The sequence below is a fragment of the Streptomyces sp. NPDC014991 genome (genome assembly GCF_043080665.1).
In the GTDB taxonomy this organism is placed as follows: Bacteria; Actinomycetota; Actinomycetes; order Streptomycetales; family Streptomycetaceae; genus Streptomyces.
This window is the reverse complement of the sequence record NZ_JBIBVY010000005.1, coordinates 229,309-243,444: the sequence shown is the minus strand read 5'-3', so window position 1 is coordinate 243,444 and position 14,136 is coordinate 229,309. Positions and strand designations below refer to the sequence as shown.

Here is a 14,136-nt window from a genome sequence, read left to right as displayed (position 1 = left end):
GGCTCGCCGCGCGTGGGCGGGGCGGGCGGGGTGGGGTGCGAGCGGCTGGGGTGCGCGCTGGGGCGGCTCGCGGGCGGCGGGCTCCCGCGCGGGCACCCCCCCCCCCACCACCAGAAGGGGTGAACGGTCGTGACTTCCGCGTGCGGGTCGCGTTACGTCGCGCTAAGGAAACACGCGGCGATCACCGAGTGGCCCCCCGGTGATCAGCCGCGCGGGCCGGCGCTACGCCGCCGTCGGTTCGCGCCGGGCCGCGCGGCGCCGGACCGCCAGTTCGGGGTCGAGCGCGGGCACGGCGGCCAGGAGCTGCCTGGTGTACGCCTCGCGCGGGGTGTCGTACACCTCGTCGGCGGGACCGTACTCGATCACCCGGCCGCGCCGCATCACCGCGACCCGGTCGCTGACCTGGCGGACCACGGCGAGGTCGTGCGCGATGAAGACCAGGGCCAGGCCCAGTTCCCGCTGGAGTTCCCCGAGCAGGTCGACCACCTGGGCCTGCGTGGTGACGTCCAGCGCGGAGACCGGCTCGTCGCAGACGATGACGCGCGGCTCGGCGGCGAGCGCCCGGGCGATGCCGATGCGCTGGCGCTGTCCGCCGCTGAACTCGTGCGGGTAGCGGTCGTAATGCGCCCCGTCGAGCCCGACGCGCTCCAGCAGTTCCGTCACGCGCCCCCGGATGCGCGCCTCGTCCCTCCCCCACGCTCGGCCGCGCTCGCCCGGGGGTACCACCCCCGTCCCGCGCGCGCGGAGCGGATCGGCGATGGACTCGCCCACGCTGCGGCGCGGGTTGAGGGAGGAGACGGGGTCCTGGAAGACCATCTGGACGGACGGGTTCACGCCGGTGTGCGGGCGTCCTCCGTAGCGGATCGCACCGGAGGTCGGCGCCAGCAGCCCGACGAGCATGCGGCCGAGTGTGGTCTTGCCGCTGCCGCTCTCCCCGACGACGCCGAGGGTCTCCCCGCGGCGCACGGTCAGCGAGACGTCGTCGACGGCCGCGAACGCGCCCTTGCCGCGCCCGAACTCGCGCCGCACGCCGGCGGCCTCCAGCACGACCTCGTCGGTGGCCGGGGAGCCGGTCCGGCGGGCGTCCACGCGCGGGACGGCGTCGAGGAGTGCGCGGGTGTACGCCTCCGCGGGCGCGGCGAGGAGCGCGCCGACCGGTCCGTGCTCGACGGCCCTGCCGTGCCGCATGACGAGGACGTCGTCCACGCTCTCCGCGGCGACGCCGACGTCGTGGGTGACGAGCAGCAGGCCCATGCCGGTCTCCTCGCGCAGCGTGTGCAGCAGGTCGAGGATCTGGGCCTGGACGGTGACGTCGAGGGCGGTGGTCGGTTCGTCGGCGATCAGCAGGCTCGGCTCGCAGGCGAGGGCCATGGCGATGAGGGCGCGCTGGCGCATGCCGCCGCTGAACTCGTGCGGGCGGGACCGGGACCGGCGTGCCGCGTCCGCGATGCCCACCCGGTCCAGTACCTCGACGGCCCGCGCGCGTGCGGCGCGGCGCGGCACGCGCGCGTGGACGCGGTACACCTCGGCGATCTGGTCGCCGATGGCGTAGTACGGGTCGAGCGAGGACAACGGGTCCTGGAAGACCATGGCGGCCTTGGCACCGCGCAGCCGCCGCAGCTCCTCGTCGGAGACGGCCTGTACGTCGGTGCCGGCCACCCGGACCGAGCCGCCGACGCGGGCCCCGGTGCCGCGGTGCAGGCCCAGCAGGGCGCCCGCGACCGTGGACTTGCCGGAGCCGGACTCGCCGACGAGGGCCAGGGCGGCGCCCTCGGCCAGGCTGAAGGAGAGCCCGTCGACGGCTCGCAGGGAGCCGAAGTCCACGGTCAGGTCCCTGACGTCCACCAGGCTCATGCGAGCACCACCCGTCGGTCGGCCACCGCGTACAGCACGTCCGCGACGGCATTGGCGAGGATCACGAAGAAGCCGGTGACCAGCACCATGCCGACGACCACCGGCAGGTCGACGACCTTCACCGCGTGCACCAGCTCCTGGCCGATGCCCGGCAGGCCGAAGAGGGTCTCGGTGAGGACGGCGCCGCCGACGGCGGAGCCGAAGGTGACCGCGTTGAGCGCGATGACGGACGCCGTCGCCCCGCGCAGCGCGTGCCGGGCGATCACCGCGCGCTCGCTGACACCGTAGGCGCGGAACGTGCGGATGTGGTCCTCGGCCAGCGTCTCCAGCATCGACGCCCGGGTCAGCCGGGCGAAGTTGGCCGCCTCGACGAGGGCGAGGGAGAACCAGGGCAGCAGCAGGTTCCAGGCCCACTGTTCGGGATCGTCGGTGAAGTGCACGTACTGCGGGAAGGGCAGCAGTTGCAGCTCGCCGCAGACGACGATCATCAGGACGAGGCCGATGACGAAGACGGGGGTGGCCGTGCCGGCCAGGGTGACCGCGGTCAGGACGCGTTCGGAGAGCCGGCCGCGCCGCCAGGCGGACAGCACGCCGGTGCCGACGCCGAGCAGCAGCCAGATCACCATCGCGCCGAGCACCAGCGAGAAGCTGACGGGCAGCTTGGTCAGGATGATGTCGGTGACCTGCTGGTCGGTCTGGTACGACTGGCCGAGGCAGGGCGCCGGGCAGTGCTCCACGGAGGTGCCCGTCGAGAAGTCCTGGCCCGCGATGAGCCCTTGCAGGAAGTGCCAGTAGCGCAGATACAGCGGGTCGTCGAGGTGGAGTTGCCCGGCGACCTGGTGGACCTGGGCCGGGGAGCAGCGCGGGCCGCAGGTGATCTGGGCGACGTTGCCGGGGGTGGCGTAGAAGACCACGTAGATGATCACCGAGAGCACGAACAGGGTGATCAGTGCGCCGACGGCCCGGCGCAGGACGAAGCCGGCGAAGCCGTTCACGCGTGCTCCTCCTTCCTCGGTGCGGGGCCCGGCACGGGGCCCACGGCGGTGCCCGGTACGACACCCGGCGTGGCGCCCGCTGCGGCCGTCTCCGCGCGGGCCTCCCGCTTGCGGCCGGTGCCGACGCGCAGACGCGAGGCCGCGCGCGGGTCCAGGGCCACGCGGACGCCGTCGCCGAGGACGGTCAGCGCGAACACGGTGACGAACAGGGCGAGGGCCGGCAGCAGCAGGTACTGCGGGGCCGCCTGGTACCAGACGTCGGCGGAGGTCAGCATCTGCCCCCAGGACGGCGTGGGCGGCTTCACGCCGACGCCGAGGAAGGACAGGGCCGCCTCGGCGCTGATGTTCTGCGGGATCAGCAGCGCGGCGTACGTGATGACCGGTGCCGCGAGGCCGGGGAGGAGTTCGCGTACGGCGGTCCTTCCGGTGCTCCAGCCGCTGAGCCGGGACGCGGCGACGTAGTCGAGGTTCTTCAGGGTGAGCGTCTGTGCGCGCACCATCTTCGCCGTGGTGCTCCAGCCGGAGACCAGGGCGATGATCAGCGCGACGAGGACGGGCCGCGGGAAGCCGCTGGGCACGATGGCCAGCAGCGCGAGCGCCATGACCATCAGCGGCAGCGAGACGAAGATGTCGGTGATGCGGCTCAGGATCGCGTCGACCCAGCGGTTGCCGAGTCCGGCGGCCACGCCGATGGTGACGCCGAGGGCCACCTGCACCACCGTGGCGCCCAGCGACACGCCGAGCGACACCCGCGCCCCGTACACGAGCCGGGCGAACATGTCGCGTCCGGTCTGCGGTTCGACGCCCAGCCAGTGGTCGGCGCCGACGCCGCCGAAGGAGCCGATGGGCACGCCTCCGCGCGCGGAGTCGATCAGCGAGGGGTGGTAGGTGGTGGGGTCCTGGCCCTCCAGGGCGGTGAGCAGGGGTGCGGCGAGCGCCACCAGGACGAGCAGCGCGACGACGGCCGCGGCGACCAGGGCGGCGCGCTGCGCCCGCAGCCGCCGCCAGAACTGATGTGCCCCCGGGGCCGCCGGGACGGAGGTGTCCGTCCCGGCGGTCCCGACGGCGGCAAGTGCCTCGCTCACGGTGCTACTTCACCGCGACCTGGGAGATGTCCAGGACGCCGGTCCAGTCGCTGATGACGATGTTCTTGACGTCCGAGCCGTACAGACGCTTGTAGACCGGGTGGAACAGCGGCACGACGAGGGCCTTCTCGCCGATCTTCTTGTCGAGAGCGCCCCACCGCCGGGCGGCGGCGGAGAGGTCGGTCAACTTGTTGATCCGGTCGATCTCGTCATTGACCGACTTGTCGTCGAGCAGGCCCGTGTTGAAGTTGGCTCCGTCCTTGACGATCTGCCGGCCGTCGAAGATCGGGGCGAGGAACGGGCCGCCGGAGGGCCAGTCCGCACCCCAGTGGGCGAGGAAGAACCCGGGCTCGGACTTCACGCTGTGGATCTTGTCCCGGTAGTCGTTGTCCTCGAGGCCCTGCAACCTGACCGTGATGCCGGCCTTCTTGAGCGCGTCCTGGAGGGCGGTGGCGATCTCCGGGCTGGTCTCGAAGTCCTTGTCGTTGGAGTGGGTCAGCGTGACGGTGAGCCCAGTCTCGTGACCCGCCTGCGCGAGCAGCTCCTCGGCCTTGGCCGGGTTGCCGGTGTTGCCGGCCGGGAACGGGTCGTACGGCGTGTGGCCGAAGGACTTCTGGTCCGGCAGGAAGGTGGTGGCGGGCTCGGCGAGGGCGCTGCCGCCGGCCGCGTTCACCACCGACGACCGGTCGATGGCGTACGCAATCGCCTGGCGCACCTTGGGGTCGTCGAACGGCTTCACCCTCGGGTTGAACGCGATGTAGTCCGTGTAGCCGAAGTGGCCGGTGCCCACGCGCGCGGCCAGCTTCTTGTCGCCGGTGACCTTGGCGAGTTCGGCCGGGCCGAGGTTGGTGTCGGTGGTGACGGCGGCGGAGTCCGCTCCCTGGGACGCGGACAGCCGCTGGTTGATCACCGAGGAGTCGAGGCCGGAGCGGACGTCGATCCTGTCGGGGTAGGCCTTGCGCTCGGGGTCCGTCGCCGCCGACCAGTTCGTGTTGCGCGCCAGGACGAGGTGCTCGCCGTCGTTCTCGTTGCGGACCACCTTGTACGGGCCGGAGGAGACGGGGTGCGACTCGTACTTGGTGCCCGTGTCCTTGTCCTTGGGCACGGGGGCGAACTGGGTCTGTGTGGCGAGGAACGGGAACTCGCCCTCGGGCTTGTCCAGATGGAAGACGATGGTCCGGGAGTCCGGCGTCTCGATCGCGGACAGGCCCTTCTTGTCCTTGTACGGGCCCTGGTAGTCGGCGGCGCCGACCAGCCAGTCCCGCAGGTAGGGAGCCCCGCCGGAGAGTTCGGGGGCGAAGGAGCGCTCGACGCCGTACTTGACGTCGGCCGAGGTGATCGGCGTGCCGTCCTCGTAGCGCAGGCCCTTCTTCAGGGTGTACGTCCACACGGTCGCGTCCTTGTTGGGGCGCCCGGTGTCCGTGGCGAGGTCCGGGACGACCTCGGCGCCGGCCGCGCCGTTCTCGCGGTTGCGCGTGGTCAGCGTGCGGAAGACGAGCGAGGGGACGTTGCCGCCGCCGGAGGTGTAGAGGCGCGCGGGGTCGAAGTCGCTCTGCGGCTGGGAGTTCAGAACCGTGAGCGTGCCGCCCTTGTGGGGCGTGGAGTCGCCGCCGGAGGCCTTGGCATCGCTGTCCTTCGGGCCGCAGGCGGCGGCGCCCGCTGCCACGACCAGGCTGACGGATGCCGCTGCCACGCGGCGCGCTGTGACGGACGGTTGACGCATCGGAATGACGACCTCTCGGGGAACTGATCGAGGGTTGCTCGAAGAGTGAGACATACGGACGAGGAGTGAGACGGCTGCGGACAGACGTCAGCCCCGGCGCCGGGTCGTCGAAACGTCCGTGACACGGTCATGGTCACGGACGAGGAGGGAGGAAAGGTCGCGACGCGAACGCCAGGGAGGCGGCGTCAGCGACAGTCGATGTCGGCCACGCAGAGCGCGGTCACGCCGATCAGCGCCAGCTCGATGGCGGCGCTGTGAGAGACGGCATGACGGGACCACATGGGCAGAAATATGAACGAACTTGCGACTCATGTCAATGTGACATAAGTGAGCGCCGTCAACTCCTGGGGTAGGGCCACGGGTTGGGCCGGCAGTGGATCCCGTCGTGGTCCAGGAACTTGGTCTGCTGCTGCATGACCGGCGCCAACTCGTTGTTCTTCTGGCAGGTCACGTGCCCGTGCCCGAGCCGGTGGCCGACTTCGTGGTTGATCAGCATCTGCCGGTACGCATGGATGGCGCTGCCGTAGGTCCGGCTTCCCTGCGCCCACCGGTACGCGTTGATCATCACTCGTTCGGTGGCGGCCGAGTCGCAGGACACGTTGTCCTCAGTGGTGTCCAGGCCCGACTTGGCGCACCACGTGGCGGTGGTGCCGGGGCTGGCCAGCGTGATCACGAAGTCGGGCTTGCCCGAGGACACGCGCTCGAACGTGCGGGTTCCGCCGTGGGCCCAGCTCCGGTCGTCGTTCAGGGTCTTCTGGACGGCCTCGGCGAACAGCTTGCCGTCCAGCCCCAGCCCCCGCTCCACGTCCACGCGGTACCGGTATGCGCGGCCGGCGCCGGGCGCCTCGGCGGAACCGGGCACGGCGTCGAACTTCCCGGGGCCCTTCAGCGCGGCGCCGAGCGGGTACGTCCGGTTCATCTTCTGGTCGTACGACAGCGCCGCCACGTCCGGCGCGATGGACGGCGCGGGCGCGCCGGAGGAGTTCTCCTCGGCGGTCCGCCCGGCGGACGGGGACTGCGCGGAGTCGTCCTCCCGTCCCTCGGTCACCTGCCCGGCGACGACGACCGCGAGCACGGTGGTGACGGCAGCCGCCGCGATGCCGGTGAACGTCCGTCCCCTGTTCCCGCCGCGCTGGGCGGGCACCACGATGCCGCCGGCCTCAAAGGCTTCGGCCTGCGGCTCGTCGGCCGGCTGCCGCGGGCCCGTACGGCGGGTCCGTCCCGCGGGCGCGGCGCGGACGCCGTCGTCCTCGGTGTCCCCGGTGGCGTCGGCGTGTCTCTCGAAGGCCTCGAGGTACTCCTGCCGGGGTCCGGGAGCGCGTCCCGGACCGTCCGGCCCCGCCCGCCGCTGCCGCGGCAGCAACACGCCGGCCCCGTCGGCACCGGCCGGCCGGCCCCCGAACTCACCCCAGCCGCCTCCGGCTTCCCGCTGCTCGGGATGGCCGCCCCGCGTGGACGCGCCTTCCCGTGACCGGGGCGCACCGCGCGCGGGGGTGGCGTCGGGGGGACCGGACGCATCACGTGCGGGCGTTCCGGCCCGGAGGCGCGGCTGATCGCCCCGGCGGCCGTCGGGGTGTGCGTCCCGGCGGCCGTCCGGGGCCGCGTCCCGGCGGTCGCCGAAAGCCGCGTCCCGGCGGTCGCCGAAGGCTGGGTCCAGGCGGTCGTCGGGACGTGCGTCCCCGCCGTCATCGGTGTCTCGGTCCCGTCGGTCGTTCCGCTGGGGCCCCGGACTGGCGACTATGTCCGCGGAGTCACCCTTCGGGGCCGGTCCGCGGCGGCTGTGGCGTCCCACCCTGGCCCTCAGTTCCTCGCGTCCACGGCGGCGGCACCGCCGCCACCGGTGTTGTCTGCGTCTCCGGTGCCGCCGCGCGGGGCCGGGTCGGCGGCCTCGGCGGACGCGCCCGTGTCCGCCAGGAGATCCCGGAAGGCTCCGGCGACGATGTCCGGATACTCCATCATCGCGACATGGCCGGCCTCGGGCAGGGTCAGCAGACGTGAGTCACGGAAGGCGCGGGCGGCCTTGCGGGCCATGCGGAACCCGACCAGCTGGTCCCGGGCGCCGTAGACCAGCAGCGTGGGGGCGAGCACCCGCTCGGCCTGGCGCCACAGCCCGTGCTGCCCGCCGAGCGTGTAGGCGTTGACGATCCCGCGCGCGGAGCGGGCCATCGCGTCCCAGAAGTACGGCAGCCGCTGCCGCCGCTCCAGCTCCTCGACGGCCTGCTGGAACGCCTCCGGCGAGATTTGCCCGGGGTCGCCGTAGCAGAGCGCCATGACCCCGCGCACCCGCTGCTCGGCCGTCCACTCCTGGGTGAAGCGGGTGAAGAGGGCGGCCACGCCGGGCACGCCGAGAAGTCCCGTCGGCACCGCCGAGCGCTGCACGCGCAGCTCGGGCAGGGCGGGCGAGACGAGGGTGAGCGTGCGGACGAGGTCGGGCCGTACGGCGGCCACGCGCGTGGCGACCGCGCCGCCGAGCGAGTTGCCGAAGAGGTGGACCGGGCCGCGGCCGGCCGCGTCGAGATGGCGGATCACCGCGCGCGCGTGCCCGGTGACGGAGTAGTCGCCGTCGTCCGGGGGCGGGGAGTCGCCGAAGCCCGGCAGGTCCACCGCCTCGCTGTCGACGACACCGTCCAGCCGGGCCATGAGGGACGACCAGTTCTGCGAGGAACCGCCGAGCCCGTGGACGTACAGCGCGGGTGCCAAACCTTCGCGCGCGGCGGGCCGGGAACGGACCGTCAGGGTGACGCCGGGCAGACACACCGACCGCAGCCGCTCGCCCTCGCCGACCCGGACGGGCGCCACCCTCGGAAGCACACTGGCGGCCGACAGGGACGGCGACTCGGTCGAAGACATGCGGCAATGTTACGAGGTGATCACGTCGGGGTTCGTGTGTTCGCCGTCACAGCGTGAACCGCCGGCGGCCGGAGAACCGGACAGCGGGCCGGCCTGATGGCATGGCGTCCCCATCAGGTGTCTCCTAGGCTCGTACAGAGGGCACCCTCGTGTGGCCCCTGCTTTTTCCAGGGACGTTCGTAGGAAGGGAGCCCACCATGACCTATGACCCCACCGAACCCGACGCGGTCGAGGACCTGGAAGCCGACGCCGGGCCGGAGATCGACGTCGAGGCGCCCGAAGTGGACGCCGTCGAGCAGCACGCCCCCGTCAGGCCGGACCGCGACGACCCGCTGACGGCGCTCGACCCCGACCGTGCGAACGAGGCCGACCTGGTCGAACAGGCGCGCGTGGTCACGCTCGACGAGGACGACTACCGCTGACCTCACGGGACTCACGCGGCCGCACCAGGGGCACCGCACGGCTTTCGCCGTCGTCCGGTACGTGAAATTCTGCGCTCGCACCGCGCACACCAGGGTTACCGAAAAGTACGATGGCCGCGCGGCCGACACCGCATGTGGACGACTTTGGGAGGCGGCGTGACAGCCATCGAGCAAACAGAGGCGGTACGCCCGCGTGGCACCCGTCTGCCGCGCCGCGCCCGGCGGAACCAGTTGCTGGGCGCCGCCCAGGAGGTTTTCGTCGCGCAGGGCTACCACGCGGCGGCGATGGACGACATCGCCGAGCGGGCCGGTGTGAGCAAGCCGGTGCTCTACCAGCACTTCCCCGGCAAGCTGGACCTCTACCTCGCCCTGCTGGACCAGCACTGCGAGTCGCTGATCCAGTCCGTGCGCAGCGCACTGGCGTCGACGAGCGACAACAAGCAGCGCGTACGGGCGACGATGGACGCCTACTTCGCGTACGTGGAGGACGACGGCGGTGCGTTCCGGCTGGTCTTCGAGTCGGACCTGACGAACGAGCCCGCGGTGCGCGAGCGCGTCGACAAGGTCACCAACGAGTGCGCCGAGGCCATCTGCGACGTCATCGCCGAGGACACGGGCCTCTCCCGCGCGGAGTCGATGCTGCTCGCCTCCGGCCTCGGCGGGCTCGCCCAGGTGGTGGCCCGGTCCTGGCTGCACAGCGACCGCAGCGTCCCGCGCGACCAGGCGGTGCAGCTGCTGACCTCACTGGCCTGGCGGGGTATTGCCGGTTTCCCGCTGCACGGCATCGATCACCACTGACACCACTGATCCCGTCGGCGTCGGTCTGTTCCCGCCCGGTGTTCGCTCCTGGCGTTCGGGCCCGCAGCGTGTACGTCCCCTCACCGGGCTAATGTGTGCTGGGTACGGCGCGGAAGATCGCGCACATCACTGACCGTCGGAGGGACATAGCCGTGGAGGTCAAGATCGGCGTGCAGCACGCGCCCCGCGAGATCGTTCTGGAGAGCGGTCAGAGCGTCGAGGAGGTCGAGCGTCTGGTGAGTGAGGCGCTGTCCGGGAAGACGCAGCTGCTGAGCCTCCAGGACGAGAAGGGCCGCAAGGTCCTGGTGCCGACGGACCGTCTGGCGTACGTGGAGATCGGCGAGCCCACCGTGCGCAAGGTGGGGTTCGGCACGCTGTAGGCCGAAGTCGTGAGAGGGGCCCGGCGGCCGTGTGCCGCCGGGCCCTTTTCCGTGGGCAGTGCGCACGGACGGAGCACACGTCCGCCACAGCCGAGGATTGACATCCGCAGGTCACGGGTATGACGGGCTAGGACCGTCGAGCCAGACCGGCCGTGGGAGGGACCCCCGACATGATCCTGGAAGCACTCGGCTCCGCCGCACTCGGTCTGATTCTCGCCTGGGCGGCGGCCCATCGCCTCGCCCACCGGCTGCCGACCCGCCCGCTGGTGTATTCGACGGGCGTCGCCGGCGCCCTCTTCGGCGACTTCGTCACCCACACCGCCCTGGGCCCGGGCGCCGGCCCGATCAGCCTCCTGGGCGCCGCGATCATCGCGGTGGCGTCGCTGTCCCTGCTGCTGCGCCCCACGCGCCGCCTGGGCCGACGATCAGCGACGGCGTAAGGGGGCCGGCGCGGCGACGGCACGGCCGAGCCGCCAGGGGCGCCGGGAACCGCGCGAGCGACCACAACGCACGCGCGGCCACGGGACAACGGGCGCCCGCCCCCCGGAGTGCTAGGCGGCCAGACCCAGCGCGGCCATCCGCTTCGTGTGCGCCTCCGTGATCCGCGAGAACATCCGGCCGACCTCGGCGAGATCGAACCCGTCGGCCACCCCGCCCACGAGCATCGTGGACAGCGCGTCCCGGTCGGCGACGACCCGCTGGGACTGCGACAGCGCCTCCCCCATCAGCCGCCGCGCCCACAGCGCCAGCCGCCCGCCGACGCGCGGGTCGGCGTCGATGGCCGCGCGCACCTTCTCCACCGCGAACCCGGCGTGGCCGGTGTCGTCGAGGACGGCCAGCACCAGCTCACGCGTGTCGGAGTCGAGCCGGGCCGCCACCTCCCGGTAGAAGTCACTCGCGATCGAGTCGCCGACATACGCCTTGACCAGGCCTTCCAGCCAGTCCGACGGCGCGGTCTGCCGGTGGAAGCCGTCCAGCGCGGCGACGAACGGGTCCATCGCGGCCGTCGGCTCCTCGCCGACCTCGGTCAGCCGGTTCCGCAGCCGCTCGAAGTGGTGGAACTCCGCCGAAGCCATCTTCGCCAACTCCGCCTTGTCCGCGAGGGTCGGCGCCAGCTTGGCGTCCTCCGCGAGGCGTTCGAACGCCGCCAGCTCCCCGTACGCGAGGGCGCCGAGCAGGTCCACGACCGCGGCGCGGTACTGCGGGTCGGCGGAGGCCTGCGCCCAGTCCTGGGCGGCGACACCGGTGGGTCCGGCGGGTGCGGCGGACGCGTTCTCAGGCTTGTCAGAGCTAGTCATGAGGCGCACAATAGCCCGCTCGTCGCATCACTCAACCCCTGGTCAACCACCGTGGCCACGACTACGTGACCGAATCGGCCATCGCATGTGCGGGAATCCGGGGTATGGTGGTAATGCGCCTGCTGAGTGCGTCGACGGTGCTCGACGTGTCCCGACGGGCCGCACGCATGAGGATGCCCGGTCGGTGGCCCGATCGGCTCCGACCCGACAGCCCTCCCTGGCCGTACGGCAGTGACCGTACGACGACAGGAGGGACACCCTCAGCGGTACGAGCGCTAGAGCGTCGGCAGAGGTCCCGTGTCTTACGGCTTGCCCGAGTGGGTCGCCCGTACGGCGGCCGACGTCCCCGGCACGGTCAGACATGACCCCCGCGCTCGCCTCGCACCGCGCACACAGAAGAGGCATAACCCTGACTACGACCTTCCGAGATCTCGGAATTCTTCCCGAGACCGCCGAGGCCCTCGAAGCCGTCGGTATCGTCACCCCCTTCCCCATCCAGGAGATGACGCTCCCCGTAGCCCTGACCGGCACGGACGTCATCGGCCAGGCCAAGACGGGTACCGGCAAGACGCTGGGCTTCGGTCTGCCGCTCCTCGAGCGTGTCACCGTCCCCGCCGACGTGGAGGCCGGACGCGCCGCCCCCGACGCCCTCACCGACGCGCCCCAGGCCCTCGTCGTCGTCCCCACGCGTGAGCTGTGCACGCAGGTCACCAACGACCTGCTGACGGCCGGCAAGGTCCGCAACGTGCGCGTCCTGGCCATCTACGGCGGCCGGGCCTACGAGCCCCAGGTCGAGGCCCTGAAGAAGGGCGTCGACGTCATCGTCGGCACCCCGGGCCGGCTGCTGGACCTCGCGGGCCAGAAGAAGCTGGACCTGGGCCACATCAAGAGCCTGGTCCTCGACGAGGCCGACGAGATGCTCGACCTGGGCTTCCTGCCCGACGTCGAGAAGATCATCAAGCTGCTGCCGGCCAAGCGCCAGACCATGCTGTTCTCCGCGACCATGCCCGGCGCGGTCATCGGCCTCGCGCGCCGCTACATGACGCAGCCCACGCACATCCGCGCCACCGCGCCGGACGACGAGGGCATGACGGTCGCGAACATCAAGCAGTTCATCTACCGCGCCCATTCCATGGACAAGCCGGAGATGATCGCCCGCATCCTGCAGGCCGACGGCCGCGGGCTGGCGATGATCTTCTGCCGTACGAAGCGCACGGCCGCCGACATCGCCGAGCAGCTCCAGCGCCGCGGGTTCGCCTCCGGCGCGGTCCACGGCGACCTCGGCCAGGGCGCGCGCGAGCAGGCCCTGCGGGCCTTCCGCAACGGCAAGGTCGACGTCCTCGTCTGTACCGACGTCGCCGCGCGCGGCATCGACGTCGAGGGCGTGACCCACGTCATCAACTACCAGTCCCCCGAGGACGAGAAGACGTACCTGCACCGCGTCGGCCGCACGGGCCGCGCGGGCGCCAAGGGTACGGCGATCACGTTCGTCGACTGGGACGACATCCCGCGCTGGCAGCTCATCAACAAGGCGCTGCAGCTGGACTTCAACGACCCGGTGGAGACGTACTCCAGCTCCCCGCACCTGTACGCGGACCTCGGCATCCCCGCGGGCACGAAGGGCACCCTGCCGCGCGCGGAGCGGACCCGTGCCGGTCTGGGAGCGGAGGTGCTCGAGGACCTGGGCGAGACCGGCGGGCGGGGCGCGCGCGGCCGTGGCCGCACCGACCGCACCGACCGTGCCGACCGCGGTGGCCGTGCCGAGTCGGCCCCGGCCGAGCGCGAGCGTCCGGCCCGTACGCCGCGCCGTCGCCGCCGCACACGCAACGGCGCACCGCTGGACACCGCGCCGGGCGCCACCAGCACCCCGGTGACCGAGCCCACGGCCGGGCCCACGTCCACGGCCGCGCCCACGGAGGAGACCCCGGCGGGCACCCGTACCCCGCGCCGTCGTCGCCGTACCCGCGGCGCAGCGGAGCCGGCGACGACCACCACGGCGTCCGCGACGACCACCGAGGCGGCTGACGTCACCGAGACGGTGGCCACGACAGAGGCCCCCGCCGTCCTGGAGACCCCCACGGACTCGGACAAGCCGCGTCGCCGCCGCACCCGCAAGTCGGCGACGACGGAAGCGGTGACGCCCGAGTCGGTGACCGAGCCGACGCCGGCGGCCGCTGATGTGGCCGCGCCGGTGACCCAGCCCGTGGTCGCGGACAGCCCGGTGGCGGAGGTGACGTCCGAGGCCGCTCCGGCCGCGGAGACGAAGCCGCGCCGCCGCACCCGCAAGGCAGCGGAGCCGGTCGCCGAGACGGAGCCGGCGCAGGCCGCCGCGGAGCCCGCCGAGGCGAAGCCGCGCCGCACCCGCAAGACCGCGGCTGCCGCCGAAACGGCCGTCGGCACCGCCGAAGCCACCGAGGCCAAGCCGCGCCGCACCCGCAAGACCGCGGCTGCCGCGGTTGCCCCGGAGGCCGTGGCGGACACGGCCGAGGCCGCCGAGGCCAAGCCGCGCCGCCGTACCCGCAAGGCGGCGGAGCCGGTCGTCACGCCGGACACCCCCGAGGCCGAGGCCGAGGTCACCGCTCCCAAGGCCCGCCGCACCCGCAAGGCCGCGGTCGCCGCCGAGAGCGCCGTCGACACCGCCGAAGCCACCGAGGCCAAGCCGCGCCGCACCCGCAAGACCGCCGCGGCCGCACCGGAAGCACCGCAGGCCGAAACCGAGGCCGAGCCCAAG

Annotated in this window: 13 protein-coding genes; 5 read left to right on the top strand and 8 right to left on the bottom strand. The window is 72.6% G+C overall.

The annotated features are described in order from the left end of the window. Window positions 1-222 precede the first annotated feature (222 nt). From ACF1BE_RS11530 to ACF1BE_RS11500, 7 genes are all read right to left on the bottom strand, one after another. Entirely contained in the window at window positions 223-1,854 is a 1,632-nt protein-coding gene (locus tag ACF1BE_RS11530; protein ID WP_392198781.1) for a dipeptide ABC transporter ATP-binding protein, read from the bottom strand. Continuing rightward, window positions 1,851-2,849, bottom strand: a complete 999-nt coding sequence (locus ACF1BE_RS11525; RefSeq protein WP_392198780.1) for an ABC transporter permease — start codon at window positions 2,847-2,849, stop codon at window positions 1,851-1,853. The genes ACF1BE_RS11530 and ACF1BE_RS11525 overlap by 4 nt, the downstream gene beginning before the upstream one ends. After that, complete coding sequence (locus ACF1BE_RS11520; protein WP_392198779.1) at window positions 2,846-3,934, bottom strand: ABC transporter permease; 1,089 nt, start codon at window positions 3,932-3,934, stop codon at window positions 2,846-2,848. Before ACF1BE_RS11520 ends, ACF1BE_RS11525 begins: the two co-directional genes overlap by 4 nt. Before the next feature lie 4 nt (window positions 3,935-3,938). Further along, window positions 3,939-5,657: an ABC transporter substrate-binding protein gene (locus tag ACF1BE_RS11515; protein ID WP_392198778.1), complete on the bottom strand. Its 1,719-nt coding sequence runs from the start codon at window positions 5,655-5,657 to the stop codon at window positions 3,939-3,941. 185 nt (window positions 5,658-5,842) lie between these two features. Continuing rightward, window positions 5,843-5,938: an Ms4533A family Cys-rich leader peptide gene (locus tag ACF1BE_RS11510; protein WP_356825865.1), complete on the bottom strand. Its 96-nt coding sequence runs from the start codon at window positions 5,936-5,938 to the stop codon at window positions 5,843-5,845. A 56-nt stretch (window positions 5,939-5,994) separates the two neighbouring features. Next, entirely contained in the window at window positions 5,995-7,449 is a 1,455-nt protein-coding gene (locus ACF1BE_RS11505) for a DUF3152 domain-containing protein (protein WP_392198777.1), read from the bottom strand. Window positions 7,450-7,457: 8 nt separating this feature from the next. Next, window positions 7,458-8,507 carry an alpha/beta fold hydrolase gene (locus tag ACF1BE_RS11500; RefSeq protein WP_392198776.1) on the bottom strand — a complete coding sequence of 350 codons (1,050 nt, stop codon included), beginning with the start codon at window positions 8,505-8,507 and terminating at the stop codon, window positions 7,458-7,460. Window positions 8,508-8,704: 197 nt separating this feature from the next. On the opposite strand from ACF1BE_RS11500, the gene ACF1BE_RS11495 reads away from it, so the two are divergent. The 4 genes from ACF1BE_RS11495 to ACF1BE_RS11480 all read left to right on the top strand — a co-directional run bounded on the left by ACF1BE_RS11495 (window position 8,705) and on the right by ACF1BE_RS11480 (window position 10,547). Further along, the gene (locus ACF1BE_RS11495) at window positions 8,705-8,929 is read left to right on the top strand and encodes a hypothetical protein (protein ID WP_392198775.1); all 225 of its coding nucleotides are present in this window, start codon (window positions 8,705-8,707) and stop codon (window positions 8,927-8,929) included. A gap of 156 nt (window positions 8,930-9,085) precedes the next feature. Further along, the gene (locus ACF1BE_RS11490; protein WP_392198774.1) at window positions 9,086-9,727 is read left to right on the top strand and encodes a TetR/AcrR family transcriptional regulator; all 642 of its coding nucleotides are present in this window, start codon (window positions 9,086-9,088) and stop codon (window positions 9,725-9,727) included. A 152-nt stretch (window positions 9,728-9,879) separates the two neighbouring features. Then, the gene (locus tag ACF1BE_RS11485; protein WP_163010685.1) at window positions 9,880-10,107 is read left to right on the top strand and encodes a DUF3107 domain-containing protein; all 228 of its coding nucleotides are present in this window, start codon (window positions 9,880-9,882) and stop codon (window positions 10,105-10,107) included. 170 nt (window positions 10,108-10,277) lie between these two features. Beyond that, a complete protein-coding gene (locus ACF1BE_RS11480; RefSeq protein ID WP_392198773.1) occupies window positions 10,278-10,547 on the top strand; it encodes a hypothetical protein in 270 nt (89 codons plus the stop codon). Window positions 10,548-10,658: 111 nt separating this feature from the next. Here the strand turns inward: ACF1BE_RS11480 and ACF1BE_RS11475 are convergent, their stop codons facing one another. Beyond that, entirely contained in the window at window positions 10,659-11,405 is a 747-nt protein-coding gene (locus ACF1BE_RS11475; RefSeq protein WP_356944756.1) for a ferritin-like fold-containing protein, read from the bottom strand. A 502-nt stretch (window positions 11,406-11,907) separates the two neighbouring features. Between ACF1BE_RS11475 and ACF1BE_RS11470 the strand changes: the two genes are divergently transcribed. Then, window positions 11,908-14,136, top strand: a 2,229-nt coding sequence (locus ACF1BE_RS11470) for a DEAD/DEAH box helicase (protein ID WP_392198772.1), incomplete at its 3' end; no start/stop codon positions are given.

Coding starts and splice junctions, on each gene's coding strand:
- ACF1BE_RS11495 (WP_392198775.1), top strand. CDS start 8,705: ATGACCTATGACCCCACCGAACCCGACGCGGTCGAGGACCTGGAAGCC.
- ACF1BE_RS11510 (WP_356825865.1), bottom strand. CDS start 5,938: ATGTGGTCCCGTCATGCCGTCTCTCACAGCGCCGCCATCGAGCTGGCG.
- ACF1BE_RS11530 (WP_392198781.1), bottom strand. CDS start 1,854: ATGAGCCTGGTGGACGTCAGGGACCTGACCGTGGACTTCGGCTCCCTG.
- ACF1BE_RS11475 (WP_356944756.1), bottom strand. CDS start 11,405: ATGACTAGCTCTGACAAGCCTGAGAACGCGTCCGCCGCACCCGCCGGA.
- ACF1BE_RS11500 (WP_392198776.1), bottom strand. CDS start 8,507: ATGTCTTCGACCGAGTCGCCGTCCCTGTCGGCCGCCAGTGTGCTTCCG.
- ACF1BE_RS11480 (WP_392198773.1), top strand. CDS start 10,278: ATGATCCTGGAAGCACTCGGCTCCGCCGCACTCGGTCTGATTCTCGCC.
- ACF1BE_RS11515 (WP_392198778.1), bottom strand. CDS start 5,657: ATGCGTCAACCGTCCGTCACAGCGCGCCGCGTGGCAGCGGCATCCGTC.